Origin of the sequence: Okeania sp. SIO3B5 (genome assembly GCF_010692555.1) — a bacterium.
In the GTDB taxonomy this organism is placed as follows: domain Bacteria; phylum Cyanobacteriota; class Cyanobacteriia; order Cyanobacteriales; family Microcoleaceae; genus Okeania.
On the sequence record NZ_JAAHHG010000202.1, the window covers coordinates 1 to 16,322 of the forward strand.

Here is a 16,322-nt window from a genome sequence, read left to right on the forward strand (position 1 = left end):
CAGTATTTATTCGGTTGTAAGTAAGTATGTTTTAGGACATAATACTTTTGTGCTAGAAATGTCAATCTAAAAATATTTTTTTTACCTATTTAAGCTGACCGTATTTTATTGAGCAGGGGAGTAGGGGAGTAAGGGAGTGGAGAAGTAAAAAATAAGAAGAATTAACATTAAACTGAGCTGCTAATTAGCAAAAAAGTTATTCAAGCTATGTTAATTACTTAATAACTTAAGTTGCACCCAAATATAGCGTTACTTTTGGGAATTGGTATTACTTAAAGGATAAATAATTCTTGATAGTTTAAGACAAAGAGAAAGCTGATTTAAAATTAGAGGAAGTTGGTAATTTACGAGGGTTAAATTATCAGTATCGTAAATTTTATTCTAGATTTTTCTGCATATAATTTTCAGGTTATTACTAATACAACCAACTCTGATATTCTGAATTAGCATTTTTCATTTCTTCGTATAACCAAACCATGCGATCGAGAAACCACATTTTACCTAAAATTACCAGAATAACTCCTAATAAAGTCGGCCAGATATTCAACTGAATTAATCCCCAAATACAAAATGGTAAACCTACAAAAGAAATGAAATTAAGAATATTAATTATGAGTTGATGATGTTGGGAAATTTCTATTTTTTGACGGTTTAACCAAACTTTTTCTCCAAAGACTGCTTTTGAGAACCAATTATTTGTTGAAGTTGGTTTAGGGAAAATTCTGGGATTTATCCAAGTCCATATAATGGCAATAACAATGGGAATTAGACACCACCAATTAATCCAAGTTCGACTCCAAATAGAAATAATAATTAAAGGTAATATAGGGAACCGAGTTAAGACACTCCAGGGATTAGCATGACGTGCCCAAACTTCATCTGTCATTTGAAATAAGTTAGCGATTTTTTGTTCAGTTGTCATAATATTTTTTTTGTGTTGAAGGAAGTTATAAGTTTAAATTTTAGCAGCTAATATTAAAGTTAGTAGTATCGTTATCAAAAGTGGTTTTGGTAAGTAACTGATGATTTTGGCAGTTTCTTTTCTGACAGTTTAAAAAATAAATTAAGCAATATTTTGATATGAAATCTCAAAAGTTTTGCTACATATCTTTGGTTGGGAGGTAGGGATGTTGTATGCAAGGTCTGTACGAAGTGCTGAATCTTGAAGGCGACTGCTATACCTAGTTCCCCTTTCTGTTGCGGATGTCGCAATAGTCATTTCATTTTCTCAAGCACCAGAATTTGATGTGTGTGGAGGGAAAATATCTAGTTCCCATCTCTGTTGCGAATATCGCAATAGTCATTTCATTTTCTCAAGCACCAGAATTTGATGTGTGTGGAGGGAAAATATCTAGTTCCCATCTCTGTTGCGGATATCGCAATAGTCATTTCATTTTCTCAAGCACCAAAATTTGATGTGTGTGATGGGGAAAATATCTAGTTCCCATCTCTGTTGCGGATATCGCAATAGTCATTTCATTTTCTCAAGCACCAAAATTTGATGTGTGTGATGGGGAAAATATCTAGTTCCCATCTCTGTTGCGGATATCGCAATAGTCATTTCATTTTCTCAAGCACCAAAATTTGATGTGTGTGAAAATGAGGCGATGATAACTACAACGTCTTAGTTTTTTAATCTACTAACTATTATATGATTTTTACTAAAATGTTATTCTAGCACATTACTGAAATACTGATAAATTTTCCAGCTAAAGGATATAGTGGTTATCTATCAGAATTTTTTGTAGGTTGGGTTGAAGTAAGAAAGTTCTGATGGTTACGGAGAATCAATGTTTGTATTTGTAGATATTATAATGATTGTAAAAATTATTTTATTGAGCTATAACTTATCCTAAAACAAATATGCAAAATCAGATACCAGAACATTTTCAAGAAAAAATACAACGTGCTAAAGACAACAAACTTAAGGAGTTAGACTTAAGTAATAATACTTTTATTTTTAGCAGAGATAATGAAAAATCAACTGAAATTCCTACTGAGATTTGGGAGTTAGAGCAGTTGGAAGTGTTAAATTTAAGAGGTAATCAATTAACAGAAATCCCAGAATCTATCACTAAACTCACAAATTTAACTGAGCTTAATTTCAACGATAATCAATTAACAGAAATCCCGGAATCAACCACTAAACTTACCAAGTTAACTAAACTGAATTTAAGTAATAACCCATTAAAAACTCCACCAATAGAAATTGCTGAAAAAGGGATAGAGGAAATTAGAGAGTATATCCGACAAGAAAAAGAAGAAGGAACAGATTATCTCTATGAAGCAAAATTACTAATTCTTGGAGAAGGTGGAGCAGGTAAAACAACTCTAGCGTAAGCATTCAGCTATTAGCAGTCAGCTCGAGCGCAATAAAAATGAATGGGTGGTGGTGCATAGTAATGGTAGAGAGAGTGTGGGGGGATGGGGAGATGGGGAGATGGGGGGATGGGGAGATTGGGAGATTGGGAGATTGGGAGATTGGGGGATTGGGAGTGTGGGAGAAATTAAAAAATATATATCTTCACCATTACCATGCAGGACTACCAATGAATGAACCAAGTATTTCCTTAACTTCTACTGCATTTTTGAACAAAGAATTGAAGCACAAGAACAAAGAGCTTAAATTGTCCACTAAAGGTAATAAAGCTGATAACGCAGTTCCGACCATAGGAGGCTAGCTGACCGCTGACCGCTGAATGCTTACACTCTAGCTAATAAAATTCAAAACCAACACTATCAATTAAAAGAAGAAGAATCGACTAAAGGAATTAAAGTTAATCAGTGGAATTTTCAGATAACAAATCAACATGAATTTCAGATGAATATTTGGGATTTTGGTGGACAAGAAATTTACCATGCTACTCATCAATTTTTTCTGACCAAACGCTCGTTGTATATTCTTGTAGTTGATACTCGCCAAGAAAATACACGTTTTGATTATTGGTTGAATATAGTAGAATTGTTGAGCGATAATAGTCGATCTGTTAAACCTACCCAAAACTACCATGATCTAGACTTAACTAGACAAAAGTAATTTTGGCGTTAACTTCCTGTTTCATCACAGCCTGAGAATTATATTATGTCCGGTAGCATCGGAGCGTGTATAAAATAACGTCAAAATGGGAGAAAACCTTCTGCCTTCTGCCTTACTTTCTCCAAAGTTTAAGTAGGGCTTGCTTATTAAATCTAAAAGCATTGACATATAAAGACTTTAGCCTTTTAGGGTCTGAAATACCTTGGTTTTCAGCTCTTCACGCTCAAAAAGGAGCGTATTTTAGGTGCATAGTTGGGCAGAAAAATCGTTCTTACAAAACTTAGCTCCTACCTCTTCCCTCATTCCTATTTCTCCTGTCTCCTGTCTCCTGTCTCCTGTCTCCTACCCCAGCAAAAAGACTTTCCATACGCAAACCCTAAGTATTCAACCGAACATGAACTGAAATCACTCCTCCTTACTAAATCAAAATTAATCCACTTTGAACTTCCAATTCCGTAACACCAATAAAAATCGCAATTAAATCCCCATCAACAAAAACTCCAGTACCTCCTTGAGTCTCTACAGAAGAAGGACCCAACACAACTCCATCACCACCAAATGCAATAACCACATCACCTTCAAGATTATCAAAATCAACAATTACTCCATAATCACTACTACCAGCACCGCTATAAAAAGCAACATCACTATTACCCAAAACAAACACATCAGCACCTGCACTACCCGTCAAAAAATCAATCTCATTTTCTCCAGACTGACGACCTGCACCAATAATCACATCATTACCAATACCACCAACAATAGTATCATTACTCAAATCTCCACTGAGGGTATCATTCCCTCCACCACCATCAAGAAAATCATTATCTCTACCTCCAAATATGACATCTTCAGACTTTCCCCCACTCAACTCATCATTACCCAACTCTCCTAAAATGAAATCTAAATCAAAACCACCATCAACTATATCGTTACCCTTACCTCCACGAATAGTATCATTACCTGAGTTTCCCTCCAGACGGTCATTATCTTTATTACCTAAAATACTATCGTTACCATCATTGCCAAAAATACTATCATTACCATCATTTCCGGCAACACTGTCATTCCCTATCCCACCATCAAGGCGATCGCTATCTTCATTGCCATCAATACTATCATTGCCTACATTACCAAAAATACTGTCACTACCCACATTGCCGACCAGACTATCATCACCCCCACCCCCATCTATCTCATCACTACCTTCATTACCCAGGACAGTATCATTGCCCTCACCACCACCTAGAAGATCGTTATCTTGGTTGCCCAAAATACTATCATCTCCTATTTCTCCATTAATGGTATCAGCTCCTTCATTACCAAAAATGGTGTCATTGCCTATCCCCGCAAAAATACTATCACTCCCGGGACTACCAAACAAACTATCTTCACCTGCTTGCCCATCAATTGTATCATTACCACCTAGTCCAAAAACGGTGTCATTGTTAGGAGTGCCTTGAATAAATTCAGGAGTATTATTTCCAATAATGGAACCTGGTGGAAATTGACCATCTGGTATAAAAGGAGGTGGAGTAGGAATATTTACACCATCAATAATACTGGTACTATTAACATCTATTCTGCCATTTTCTAGAGTTACAGTTCCAGTAATTGCGATGGGTTGATTTGGCTGTAAATTTAAAGCTATGGCATTAAATTCATCTAATAAATTAACAAAGTATATTTGACCATTAGAATTTAAAATAAATTGGCGATCGTCAACTACAAAACCAACAGTTCCAAATATAGTTTGTAGTCCGACAATTGGTGGTGGAGGTCTGGTAGAATCATCATTAATCAGAATAGTATTGATTAGATTTAATCGATTATCTTCTAGATTTATAAATCCTGTTACTGTGATTGATTGACCAATTTGTAAGCCTAAGATTGAAGTATTTAGTTCATCTATGAGGTCAACAAAGAAGTTTTGACCATTGTCAGCCGTCAGAATAAAAGTATCATTACCAGTAATAGAAAATATTGTTCCTGCAACTTCTGTTAATGTTAATTCTAATTGAGAGCTGGTAATAATGGTTGTCATAATTTATGATTTTAATTGACATTTGCTGAAGAAGGGAGAAGGAAGAAGGAAAAAGGAAGAAGGAAGAAGGCAGAAGGCAGAAGGCAGAAGGGAATTCTGACTCCTACACTCTGCTTGTTACCGAAGGGAACAAGGGTATAAAAACCCATCGTCACTCGCAGTGTCTACAAGCTTGTTGGGGTATAATACCAATTTGAAAAAAGAATGTTACGAATAATAAGTACAATAAAAAGATTTTGCAGGAAATGTCCCTTTGACAAAAAAGAGAATTTACGAACTGAAAACTGGTATTAAATCTATTCCCATACGGCTCCTGAATTGTAGGATTGCTGAATTCTAAGAAATACCCTAGTTATTTGTAGCAAACATTTATCAAATTGGTATAAAACCCACATTCCGCACTTCAATTTGTAACATGAAAGTTAGTATAAAATCCGTAGCTTGTTTAAGTATTTAGGGTTTGCTCAAAAAGTCTTATGGGCGAGGGTTAGGAGTTAGGAGTCAGGAGAAATGGGAATTATAGAGGAGATAGTAGGAATAATCGTCCCTTAATTTTTCTGCCCAACTCTTGACCAAAATCCGCTCATTTTTGAACCAGAGCCACCTAAAACCTTGCACTTTTTGATACTTAAAAAGGCTAAAACCTTTATATGTAAATACTTTTAGATTTAATCAGCAAGCCCTATTTAGGGTTTGCGCTCAAAAGTCTTTTAGTAGGGGTAGGAGACAGGAGACAGGAGACAGGAGACAGGAGAAATTGGAATGAGCGAGGAGGCAGGAGTAAGAATTGTAAGAATGATTTTTCTGCTCAAGTCTTGCCTAAAATACTAACATTTTGAGCATAAAGAGCTGAAAAATTTTCACTTTTTAAAGGCCCCAAAAAGGCTAAAGCCTTTATATGTCAATGCTTTTAGATTTAATCAGCAAGCCCTATTTATACTATATAAATTATCCTCATTTACCTTGATCAGGAGTCAAATCCTCAGTGAAATATTAAGCATAAATACTTACTAAATTATTGACTCCTATTGACCACTATAATTTTCTTCTTACTTCTTACTTCTTACTTCTTACTTTTGACTTTTGACTTCTTACTTTTGACTTATATTTCTATGCTACGTTTTGTCGTGTGGAATGTAGGATAAAACCCCATCCAATTCTTCCTTCTGCCTTCTGCCCTCTGCCTTCTGCCTTCGTTCATTCTGATTCCACTGAGAGGGGAAAAGTATCAGGTTTCACGAGAATTTTAGCAATCTTACGATTACGAATTACTTCTACTGCTAAATCTTTTCCAACTAAACTTTGTTCTACCTGTTGCTGAACTTCTACTGGACTTTTAACTGCCACTCCACCTACTTTTTGAATTACATCTCCTTGACGCAAACCAGCTTTAGCTGCCGGAGAATCTTCTATAATTCGCATAATCACAACACCCTGATTTTGCTGAATATTCGTGTCTAGTCGTTTATTAATTTCATCTCTAACTTCCGGCGTTAAATCGACCATTGAAATACCTAAAAATGGATGCTCTACTTTCCCATTATCAAATAACTCATCCGCAATTCTTTTTGCAGTTTCTATGGGAATAGCAAATCCTAATCCTTGAGCATCAGCTCTAATAGCTGTATTAATGCCAATTACTTGACCACGACTATTCAAAAGTGGTCCACCAGAGTTGCCAGGATTAATTGCGGCATCTGTTTGAATAAAACGGACTCGTTTGTCTGGAATACCTACTTGAGAACTGCTACGACCAATAGCACTGATAATTCCTACCGTTACAGTATTGTCTAAACCGAGAGGATTGCCAATAGCGATCGCCCATTGTCCCGGAATTAATTTTTCTGATTCGCCAATGGACACTTCTGGTAAACCTGTGGCCTCAATTTCAATTACAGCCACATCTGTGAGTGAGTCTACACCTTTAACCTGGCCTTCAAAAACTCGACCATCTTTCAATGTCACCTTAACTGTATCAGCTCCACTAACTACATGAGCATTTGTAATTAAGCGACCATTAGAATTAATAATTACCCCAGAACCAGTACCACGTTTAACGCGCTCTTCTGGAATAGGTAAATTTTCTCCAAAGAAACGTTTAAATAAGGGATTTTGAAAAGCTTCTGGAACTTGAGTTGTTAACTTTTTAGCTGCATCTATACGGACTACTGCTGGACCTACTTTTTCTACTGCTTGAGCAATAAAGTTATAGTTAGTCGGTTCAAGTACAGCATTTTCAGAATTGAAATGTGATGGATAATCTGTCGGTTGCTGCTTGACTACAGGTATTACATTAGAGTCTATGGTCAAACCTTTGGCTTGGATATAACGATGACCTAACCATCCTGTGCCACCACCAATAGATAATAGAGAGAAATATAAGGTTAATTGTTTGAAGGATAAAGTCATTTTTTTCCTGCTAGATAATTCTTGAGATATAGATATTTAAGAGAAAAGAGGGGTAGAATTGCTTTCTTTCAGGCTAGCAAAAGTAATTCGATTGTTGATATAATTTAAGGACTTTAAAAGTATTTGTTAAAATTAGTGGATTTTATGTAGCAATTCCCAAAAAGCGTTAGGCACAAAATTCGTTTGTTTTAGGGAACAGGGAACAGGGAATAGAATAGAGATTAAAGATAGGTGTACCTCACTAGCTTGTGGCCTTAATCTTTAGTAATAAGTGACATCTCCCACACTATAGCGTCAGCTTAGTGTGGGCTTCTCGTTTCGCAGCCCCGGTATTCCGTCAGGCAAGCGTGTGCTTTAAGGACGGAATGTCCTACTGCCCTATTTTTGATATTTATCGCTGCATTTCCTAGGTCATGCTGCGCAAACAAGTCGTGGTCAATCACAACACCACAATGTGGGCAAGAATGGGTTCGTATGTTTAATTCTTTATCGACTTTTTCTCCACAATTTGAGCAATATTGGCTAGTATTTTTGGGGTTCACTGCTATAGTTTTCTGTCCAGCATTTCCGGCTTTGACAGTCAAAATAGATAGGAATTTGCCCCATCCAGCATCATTAATTGATTTACTCAAACGGGTCTTTGCTAGCCCTTTGATATTTAAGTTTGCCTCCGGCACGCCGCTCCGCGTCTACATGGGCGATAACCTCAGCTTTTGATAACAATTCATTGGCTGTTTTGAAATGAAAGTCTTTACGTTTATCAGCGACCTTTTTATGTTGTTTGGCTACAGTTTTAACAGCTTTTAACCACCTTTTACTGCCTTTTTTCTTTCGAGACAAACGTTTCTGTAGAGTCTTTAATCGCTGCTGATATTTTCGATAGTATTGAGGTATGGGGATAGATTCTCCTTCACTTGTTACTAAGAACTCCTTCAGTCCCATATCAATTCCCAGAGTGTTTTTTAGTGTAGGTTCAACTTTAGTTGTTAAAGCTGGAACTGATTTGTTTTCTAAGGATAAAGTAATATAATAACCATCTGCTTTACGACTAATAGTCACAGTTTTAATTTGAAAACCATCAGGTAACGGTCGATGTTGAATCAACTTTATATTGCCTATTTTGGGCAAATTAATTTGATTTCCTTCAATACAGTTTTGTTTGATTTGAGGATAAGTAAAACTGCGATAACGTCCAATTCCATTAAATCTTGGTTTTCCTAATCTAGTTCCATTTTTGTCTGCCTTAAACCATCTATCAAAGGCAAGTTTTACCCGTTTTATGCAATCCTGTAACACCTGAGAGTGAATTAACTTGTAGGAAGGAAATTTGTCTTTGGTATTGACTAAATCTTTTTTTTGAGAGTAATAATTTGGATCATCTAAGAGTTGAGGAATTGGCATCACCAAGGGGCAGGCGTTAACTGGACAACGGTTTTCTTCCCACCATGAGAATCTTTCACTTAAGCGATAGTTGTACTGCCGACACAACAATTCCAACCACGTTTCTATTGTGGCTATTTGATATGAGTTGGGTCTTAGTTTATATTGGTAGGCAGTGCCCATGGTGGAAAGTTTCCGGGGTTATAGGCAACATCATAATACAAGTTTTTCAACCAGGACGAAAGCTTCTGGTAGGATAGCATGCAAATTAAATGGGCATCGAACCCATTCAATTTGCTGCCGATTCATCTCACACCAAATCTGCATATTATGGTGTGAGGCTTCTCGGCGATTCAGCTAATATCTACTAATATCATTGTATTTCTACATAATCAGGCAAACATTTTCTGGGAAGAAGCAAAATAATAAATTAATTTTTATTTTTTTACGATAAACGGTGGGATATCTCCCATAAAAATAAAATTATATCAAGTTCGGTATATCAAAAGAGATTTAGAATTGTTAACTGTGTCTCTATTTTATCCTTGGCTATACAAGTAAACTGGATTTGTGATTAGAGCGATCGCTTCATCCGGTCATTTCAGTTATCAGTTATTAATTAGTAAGTACGTAAGCATTCAGCTATTAGCAGTCAGCTCTCAGCAATAAAAACCTCAATCTTAAAGAATAGATTTCAACAAATATAGACTTGAAAACTGGCTTTTGTAGTAATATTTAATTCTGAATCATAAATCTTTTATTTAAAAGTCAAGGCAATAGCTGATAGCTGATAGCTGATAGCTGACTGCTGAATGCTTAAATCAGTACCTCTGCAATAAGGAGGCTTGAAATCTGAAATATTCTCTTTTTTTATCCCCTTAAAAGGCTATCCATTTTTATGTTAAGAAATATGTTTATAAAACAAAGCTTAAAAGGGGAGGCTTTGAACCAAAATTTTTCGGTAAAAATGCTGAAAATTATTTTGACCTATAGATTTTAACAATAACTAAAATTTATTTAAACTTAAGATGTATTTAGATTTTATATTCTTTGTTAAGGGTTAAGCCTTCCTTTTTACAAATAATTTATATACAGGGTTTCTCAAGTTATTACAGTTGTTTTTTTCTTTTCTATTCCCTATTGCCCAAATTACTACTCTGTGCGGAGGTTGCATACAACTCTCTACTCCCGCGCAACAAACGAATTTTGTACCTTACGTTTCTTGGGAATTTATATAGTTTAGATACTCAACAGTTTCGCAACAACTATATTAAATTAAATGAGACTTAATATTAAGAGCATTTCAGCAAACCCTACAATAGACATCTCCAGAAAAGAGGGAATAGGGAATAGGGAACAGGGAAGAATCATTGATAATTTACGGATAATAATTGATTTTATTTTTGATTTTTGGAGATGCCTAATAATCAAGATAACAAAGAAGGAAAATCAAATAATAAATCAAGAAAAATAATTATAAATAGGTAGAAAATAAAATTAAAAAAGCTACTTTTAGATACACAGCAAATTGCAAGTGTATGAGGTAAAAATATGAAAGAAGGAGTGTTTATAGTGGGGGAATTTTTCCCGCGACGGGTGCACCTCACCCTTGATAAAATAAGCTGTAATTTTTCAACTTTCTTTTAGTAGCCTTCTTTGAGATAAATTGGTATTATACAAAAAAAACTACGTAAGCATTCAGCGGTCAGCTATGAGTTATTAAGTCACTATCACACTAGAGGAAGAATTACTCTCCAAAGAAAATTTAAACTTATGAATAAAAAGGCTATGAGCTAACTTTAGTAAGTCCTGTACCTTTAAAAGCTGTTTGCGCAGCATTCCGCAGGAAATTCTGTTTACTCTGTAGGAAATGCTAATAGCTGAATGCTTACAAAACTACAGATACAAAATAGAATCTAGTCTCCGATGATACCTACTGAAATTAATAAGAACAAGAAACAACCATTAGCACAAACAAAACCACAAAATAAAATCCTAAATAAGCTCCTTTCTCTTGAGATAATTGCTCCAATAATTTTAGGAATTATAGTACTGCTAACCTGGGAAATTTCCGTAAGAGTAATGAATATTCCTCCCTATTTATTACCAAGCCCAATATTAGTATTTCAGACAATGATTCAGGAATGGAATCAATTATTTGCTTCTCTGTTAATTACCATCAAAATTACAGTTGTTGCCTTAGTAGTAGCAGTAGTTTCAGGGGTGTTAATTTCCATGTTATTTGCTCAGAATAAATTAATTGAAAGAAGTTTATTTCCCTATGCAGTAATTTTACAGACTACTCCTATTGTTGCTATTGCTCCTCTAATTATTATCTGGTTCAAAAATAATACTTTTGCGGCTTTAATTTTCTGTGCTTGGATTGTCGCATTTTTCCCAATTATTTCTAATACTACCTTGGGATTAAATAGTGTTGATAAAAACTTGAGCGATATGTTTAAGTTATATGGAGCATCTCGTTGGCAAACTCTAATTTATTTGAGATTTCCTAGTGCTTTACCTTATTTTTTAGGTGGGTTAAAAATTAGTGGCGGTTTAGCATTAATTGGTGCTGTAGTAGCAGAATTTGTTGCAGGTACAGGAGGTACTCGTTCTGGTATTGCTTATCAAATTTTAATCTCTAGTTACAACTTAGAAATTCCCAGAATGTTTGCTGCTTTATTTTTAACTACAGGTTTAGGAATATTTATCTTTGTTTTGTTTGCAGTTTTATCAGATTTTCTCTTAAAAGATTGGCATGAAAGTTCTGTGCAAAAAGATAGTTGAAGTTAAAGTTGAGAGATTCAATACAAATTTCAAAAAATCATCCATAGTGTTATGGAGTAGGCAAGCAAAATTATTTGTTTGATGGTCATTTATAGCGGTTTTCACAAAGGTAGACTGCATAACTTCTGCCCTCTTATACCAATTTGAAAAAAGAATGCTACAAAAAGGTAGACTTTGCTCGAATATGCTTAAAAATAGCTATTCCAGTTCATTTTAGATAGTTATTTATATTTTTTTCCCCTTTTTTTCAATATTTATTCCTTCTTTCTTACTTCTACCATTTGTAACAAACATTTATCAAATTGGTATTACCTCTGTCTTCTTGTCTTTAAGTTAAAATCTCTGTATTCTATGTTAATGAAAACTGCTATAAGTTATATCATGTCCGGTTGAACAGTTATAAATAAACTACTCTGAATTCTGAATTCTGAATTCTGAATTCAGAAGGGAAGAAAGAAGAAAAGAAGGAGAAATTTTTTTTATCACTAATTATCCGGACATGATATTAGCCTCTTGAAATGAAGAACTACGTTATCAGTAACTCAGGCTAAAGCCAGAGATTTGAAATACTGAAGTTTGTTTTTTTCATCCTCTTAAAAGGGGACGCTTTAGACCTTATTTTTTTGCAAAAAAAATCTATTTTGTACTTAAGTGGCACTTTAATTATTAATTAATTAATTAATACTGATTAAATAAATTTTTTGATAATTATTAGCCAATTATTGTTAATTATTCTTATTTTTACTACTCCCTCACTCCCCTACTCCCCTACTTCCCTACTCCCCTACTTCCCTACTCCCCTACTCCCCCACTCTTTCACTCCCCCACTTAAGAATCGGAAATATCTAATTTGGTTTATGAATTATTTGCTCAACTAATCTGCGCTTCACATTAAAGTCAATTCCAATCAACCTCACATAATCATTTTGATGTTCAGCTAAACAATTTTCTACAGCATTCATCACTTCTTTTTCTCCCTCATTCTCAATTTTTCCACAACTTTTCCATGAACCAGTTTTATATCTACGTTTATCTGCATATTCCATTCCAATTTTCAAACCATCTTGGAGAATTTGTTGCACTTTTTCTCTAACTTCTGAACTGAGATTATTATTTTTAACTTTATGATTAACCCTATTTTCTATTAACTGATTAGATGTAGTTGCTTCTGGAGATAAATAATTAGAATTTGGCGCAACTTTTTCCGAGCGCTCTACCTGAGTACCACCGAATAATCGAGATTGATTATATTCTTCAACTAATCGTAATTCTCGAATGCGTTGTTGTTCACCAACCATTATTTTTCCATATTCTAGAAGATGGGAGAGATTAAAATTAGGTTTGGGAAAATCTGGAATTTTTTCTACAGAATTAACTACCCGCTTGGAAATATTTTCTATTCCTACTTGATGAATAAAATCACGAATCTGTTCATCATATATTCGACTGCGTAAAGCACTGAAAAAATCTATAGCTTGGTCAGAAAATTCATCTACTAAATTCTCAATATCCCCAGCAGAAAGTTCATCAGTTTTAAAAATACCACCTACTATACCAATCCTATCTTCTCGGTTTGGTTCCCAATAAAATTTCTCCATTCGACCATCTCTAATTAATGGTGCATAGAGAGTAGAAAAGTCATTTCCAGTCACAATAATTGGTATTCGATGTAGAGGAGTTTCATCATAACTACCAGGCAATTGTACATTAGTAGGATTATCAGCAATATTCATCAAAGTAGCATTTACCAATTGAGTATTTACCGTATATTGAGTACCCCCATCAAATCTACCAGCACCTGCATCTAAGTCATTAATAAATAAGGCACACATTCGACCTTGAACTTTAATTTTTTCTGATGCTTCTCGATAACGTAAACGTAATAAACGTGCTGGGTCTCCTGCATCTTTACTTTCTAATTCTCCACCAGATATTGTGACAGGTTCTATTCCCATTTTTTCAAATACTAATTGGCATTGAAAAGTTTTTCCTTCTCCTTTTCGCCCGTGTATTCCTAATATTAAAGGTACTCTTACTCTAGGTAAGTCTAAGAAATTTTTGGTAATATGAATTGCTAGTTTATCTATGAATCTAGGTGATATGTAATATGGCATTTCAGTTATTAGTTATTAGTTATGAGTAACTCAGCTTGAAAGGGTAGGTTTCAAACCTTATTTATTAGTCACCATATCATTTTTCTGGCAATATTTATCAAGTTAATTTTTGTTCGGGTTTAAGATTACTCTTGGGAATTGAATTTCTTTCCTTTCAGCTTTAAGAGGAATTTGAAATTTTCCGTGGATTTAGGTTTTTTATCTAATACAGGAGATTCTACTATATGTATTCAGTGGCGAAATGCTGTTTTGGCGTTGAATAAAAAGTCATGTGTAGGGGCGAGTTACCAGGGCCAACGCATCTAAATTTTTTGACAAATGACCAAGAGGTACATTCCGAGAATGGAGACTGTGAGAAATCTTAGCTCACGCTCCACAAACGCTATTTTCGAGGGGACGCGATCGCGTCCGACCTTGATCGATAACTGATACGGGAGTATTTATAACCCACACTTCGTACAACAAGCATACTACAAGACTATTTTTAACGAAGAAGATGGATTACAGCCTCGATTATTGATAATAATTATTAATAGTCTGTGTACTATGTATTTTATTTATAAACCTCATAGTTATTATCAGGCAAAGCTTTCAATGGCTAGTCTGAGATACTACACTTTGACCTGTGGAATGTAGGTTATAGTTAATCTGGCTATCTACAATCACTTTAATTTATGAAATCACAAACAAATATTGTTTTGCTTTTATTCGAGATACTACAGTCTGCAATCATTTTTTATTATATTATTTGACTTTTATTCGAGATATTACAGTCTGCAATCATGCTTAAGTAATGGATACTCACACCATCAAAGCAGAGAAAATCATCATCCTGTGAAGTACTCAGATAAAGAAGTAACGATCACCAAATTTTTCACCCCATCAACAGTATCGATATTATTCATGATTATTCATGTAGAAGCGATGTAGCTACCGCACTTGCTCCGCCAACGCTATATTAACAAACCAAAGAAAAACATCATCTTGTGAAGCTCAAAAAAAAGGCAAGGTATTTCCTCTTGCATCCCCAAAAAAATCGTGATAGTATGTAATCATTAGGAGTTATTCGCCCATACGCATGACTTTTTATTCAACACTTGAAAAACTTATATTTTGCCTTGATACTTAATCTAAAAATCATTACCACTCAGTAACGCCGGAAATTCTGACTCCTTTTTTATACTAGATTTTGAAGTGCGGAATGTAGTGGACTGTTTCACCAACTGTGCATTAGCTTTTAACTTGAAAATTCTTACTTTTGAATGGATGACTTTTGAATTGAATCTAATGCAACATTTAAGATGAAACAGTCCAGTAGTGGATTGTTTCACCTAAAATAGTGCAGAGCGCTTTTTTCGTCACCCCATCCCCCCATCACCCCATCCCCCCATCACCCCATTTTCTAATGCAACATTTAAGATGAAACAGTCCAGTAGGTTGTAGTAATGCCTAAAAAGTGCGAGGAACAAAATTATATGTTTTAGGGAACACGGAATAGGGAATAGGGAACAGAAATTTCAATTCAACTGTATTTCACTATTTTAAAAAATGCTGTAATCTAACATTTGTTGGAGATAGAGAAAAGAGAAGATTCAAAAATCATAAAATATATCTTAGTAGTAGATATGCAAATAATTTTCTCTATCTACTTAACTAGCTATTAACTAACAGTTTTCAGCTTTGATTGAAATACTCAACTTGTAGAAACTGGATAATTTAAGAGCCTTTGAAATACCCATAAAAATTGCATTTCTCTCGGTTTCAGCTATTGAACGCTCACTGTTTGCCCAGGATATTAGGAAGTTATGACTACTGAATTGATGTTTGCGGAGCATTCCGTCAAGAAATGCTTTTTAATTAGGGTTTGCTGAAAAAGTCTTTTAGCAGGGGGAGGAGTCAGGAGTCAGGAGGACTTAGTCAGGAGAAATGGGAATTTAGACAAGGTAGGAGTAAGAATTGTTCCTTGATTTTTCTGCCATAGTCAGCCCAAAATACTAGCTTTTTGAGCGTTTTCAACTGAAACAGGCGCACTTTTTTCGTTCATCAAAAAGCTCAAACCTTTATGTATCAATACTTTGATATTTGATTGGTAAGCCCTAATTAGGGTTTGCGTATGGAAAGTATGAGTGGTAGGGGTAGGAGACAGGAGACAGGAGACAGGAGACAGGAGAAATGGAAATTATAGAGGAGGTAGTCGTAAAAATTGTCCCTTGATTTTTCTGCCATAATCATCCCAAAATACTAGCTTTTTGAGCTTGAGCGACCGAAAAGCTTGCACTTTTTAAAGGCAAAAAAAGGCTGAAACCAATATCAGTCAATGCTTTGATATTTAATCAGCAAGCCCTAATTATGCCTATTTAAACACATATTCAAGCCAAATTAATTGTATAGCATTACGCAAATAAGCCGCAGACATTCCTCTATTCCCTACTCCCTACTCCCTACTCCCTACTCCCTACTCCCTACTCCCTACTCCCTACTCCCTACTCCCTACTCCCTACTCCCTACTCCCTACTCCCTACTCCCTACTCCCTACTCCCTACTCCCTACT

12 protein-coding genes are annotated in these 16,322 nt (G+C 35.1%); 5 read left to right on the top strand and 7 right to left on the bottom strand.

The window, feature by feature from the left end:
• Window positions 1–415: 415 nt before the first annotated feature.
• Together F6K54_RS23565 and F6K54_RS23570 are read right to left on the bottom strand one after the other, a co-directional pair.
• Complete coding sequence (locus F6K54_RS23565) at window positions 416–922, bottom strand: DUF6653 family protein (protein WP_293082725.1); 507 nt, start codon at window positions 920–922, stop codon at window positions 416–418.
• A gap of 141 nt (window positions 923–1,063) precedes the next feature.
• Entirely contained in the window at window positions 1,064–1,219 is a 156-nt protein-coding gene (locus F6K54_RS23570; RefSeq protein WP_293082728.1) for a hypothetical protein, read from the bottom strand.
• 644 nt (window positions 1,220–1,863) lie between these two features.
• Here F6K54_RS23570 and F6K54_RS23575 point away from each other — a divergent pair.
• The 3 genes from F6K54_RS23575 to F6K54_RS23585 all read left to right on the top strand — a co-directional run bounded on the left by F6K54_RS23575 (window position 1,864) and on the right by F6K54_RS23585 (window position 3,037).
• Window positions 1,864–2,340, top strand: a complete 477-nt coding sequence (locus F6K54_RS23575; protein ID WP_293082731.1) for a leucine-rich repeat domain-containing protein — start codon at window positions 1,864–1,866, stop codon at window positions 2,338–2,340.
• A 62-nt stretch (window positions 2,341–2,402) separates the two neighbouring features.
• Window positions 2,403–2,681, top strand: a complete 279-nt coding sequence (locus F6K54_RS23580; RefSeq protein WP_293082734.1) for a hypothetical protein — start codon at window positions 2,403–2,405, stop codon at window positions 2,679–2,681.
• 41 nt (window positions 2,682–2,722) lie between these two features.
• On the top strand, window positions 2,723–3,037 hold the full coding sequence (locus tag F6K54_RS23585) for a hypothetical protein (protein WP_366558215.1): 315 nt from the start codon (window positions 2,723–2,725) through the stop codon (window positions 3,035–3,037).
• A gap of 418 nt (window positions 3,038–3,455) precedes the next feature.
• On the opposite strand, the gene F6K54_RS23590 is transcribed toward F6K54_RS23585, so the two are convergent.
• Window positions 3,456–5,081 carry a calcium-binding protein gene (locus F6K54_RS23590; protein WP_293082736.1) on the bottom strand — a complete coding sequence of 542 codons (1,626 nt, stop codon included), beginning with the start codon at window positions 5,079–5,081 and terminating at the stop codon, window positions 3,456–3,458.
• A gap of 15 nt (window positions 5,082–5,096) precedes the next feature.
• On the opposite strand from F6K54_RS23590, the gene F6K54_RS23595 reads away from it, so the two are divergent.
• Window positions 5,097–5,222: a hypothetical protein gene (locus F6K54_RS23595; RefSeq protein ID WP_293082739.1), complete on the top strand. Its 126-nt coding sequence runs from the start codon at window positions 5,097–5,099 to the stop codon at window positions 5,220–5,222.
• A gap of 1,056 nt (window positions 5,223–6,278) precedes the next feature.
• Here the strand turns inward: F6K54_RS23595 and F6K54_RS23600 are convergent.
• The 3 genes from F6K54_RS23600 to F6K54_RS23605 form a co-directional block, all read right to left on the bottom strand.
• On the bottom strand, window positions 6,279–7,490 hold the full coding sequence (locus tag F6K54_RS23600) for an HhoA/HhoB/HtrA family serine endopeptidase (RefSeq protein ID WP_293082742.1): 1,212 nt from the start codon (window positions 7,488–7,490) through the stop codon (window positions 6,279–6,281).
• Window positions 7,491–7,789: 299 nt separating this feature from the next.
• Window positions 7,790–8,122 carry a transposase gene (locus tag F6K54_RS43145; RefSeq protein ID WP_366558212.1) on the bottom strand — a complete coding sequence of 111 codons (333 nt, stop codon included), beginning with the start codon at window positions 8,120–8,122 and terminating at the stop codon, window positions 7,790–7,792.
• The gene (locus tag F6K54_RS23605; RefSeq protein ID WP_366558213.1) at window positions 8,115–9,053 is read right to left on the bottom strand and encodes a transposase; all 939 of its coding nucleotides are present in this window, start codon (window positions 9,051–9,053) and stop codon (window positions 8,115–8,117) included. The genes F6K54_RS43145 and F6K54_RS23605 overlap by 8 nt, the downstream gene beginning before the upstream one ends.
• Window positions 9,054–10,796: 1,743 nt before the next feature.
• Between F6K54_RS23605 and F6K54_RS23610 the strand changes: the two genes are divergently transcribed.
• Window positions 10,797–11,657, top strand: coding sequence for an ABC transporter permease (locus F6K54_RS23610; RefSeq protein ID WP_366558214.1), 861 nt, complete (start codon window positions 10,797–10,799; stop codon window positions 11,655–11,657).
• 845 nt (window positions 11,658–12,502) lie between these two features.
• On the opposite strand, the gene F6K54_RS23615 is transcribed toward F6K54_RS23610, so the two are convergent.
• Window positions 12,503–13,771 carry a ribulose bisphosphate carboxylase small subunit gene (locus tag F6K54_RS23615; RefSeq protein WP_293082745.1) on the bottom strand — a complete coding sequence of 423 codons (1,269 nt, stop codon included), beginning with the start codon at window positions 13,769–13,771 and terminating at the stop codon, window positions 12,503–12,505.
• Window positions 13,772–16,322 lie beyond the last annotated feature (2,551 nt).

Bases quoted from the DNA above. Each gene is read 5' to 3' on its own strand.
- F6K54_RS23565 (WP_293082725.1), bottom strand. From the start codon at position 922: ATGACAACTGAACAAAAAATCGCTAACTTATTTCAAATGACAGATGAA.
- F6K54_RS23570 (WP_293082728.1), bottom strand. From the start codon at position 1,219: ATGACTATTGCGACATCCGCAACAGAAAGGGGAACTAGGTATAGCAGT.
- F6K54_RS23575 (WP_293082731.1), top strand. From the start codon at position 1,864: ATGCAAAATCAGATACCAGAACATTTTCAAGAAAAAATACAACGTGCT.
- F6K54_RS23580 (WP_293082734.1), top strand. From the start codon at position 2,403: ATGGTAGAGAGAGTGTGGGGGGATGGGGAGATGGGGAGATGGGGGGAT.
- F6K54_RS23590 (WP_293082736.1), bottom strand. From the start codon at position 5,081: ATGACAACCATTATTACCAGCTCTCAATTAGAATTAACATTAACAGAA.
- F6K54_RS23600 (WP_293082742.1), bottom strand. From the start codon at position 7,490: ATGACTTTATCCTTCAAACAATTAACCTTATATTTCTCTCTATTATCT.
- F6K54_RS23605 (WP_366558213.1), bottom strand. From the start codon at position 9,053: ATGGGCACTGCCTACCAATATAAACTAAGACCCAACTCATATCAAATA.
- F6K54_RS23610 (WP_366558214.1), top strand. From the start codon at position 10,797: ATGATACCTACTGAAATTAATAAGAACAAGAAACAACCATTAGCACAA.
- F6K54_RS23615 (WP_293082745.1), bottom strand. From the start codon at position 13,771: ATGCCATATTACATATCACCTAGATTCATAGATAAACTAGCAATTCAT.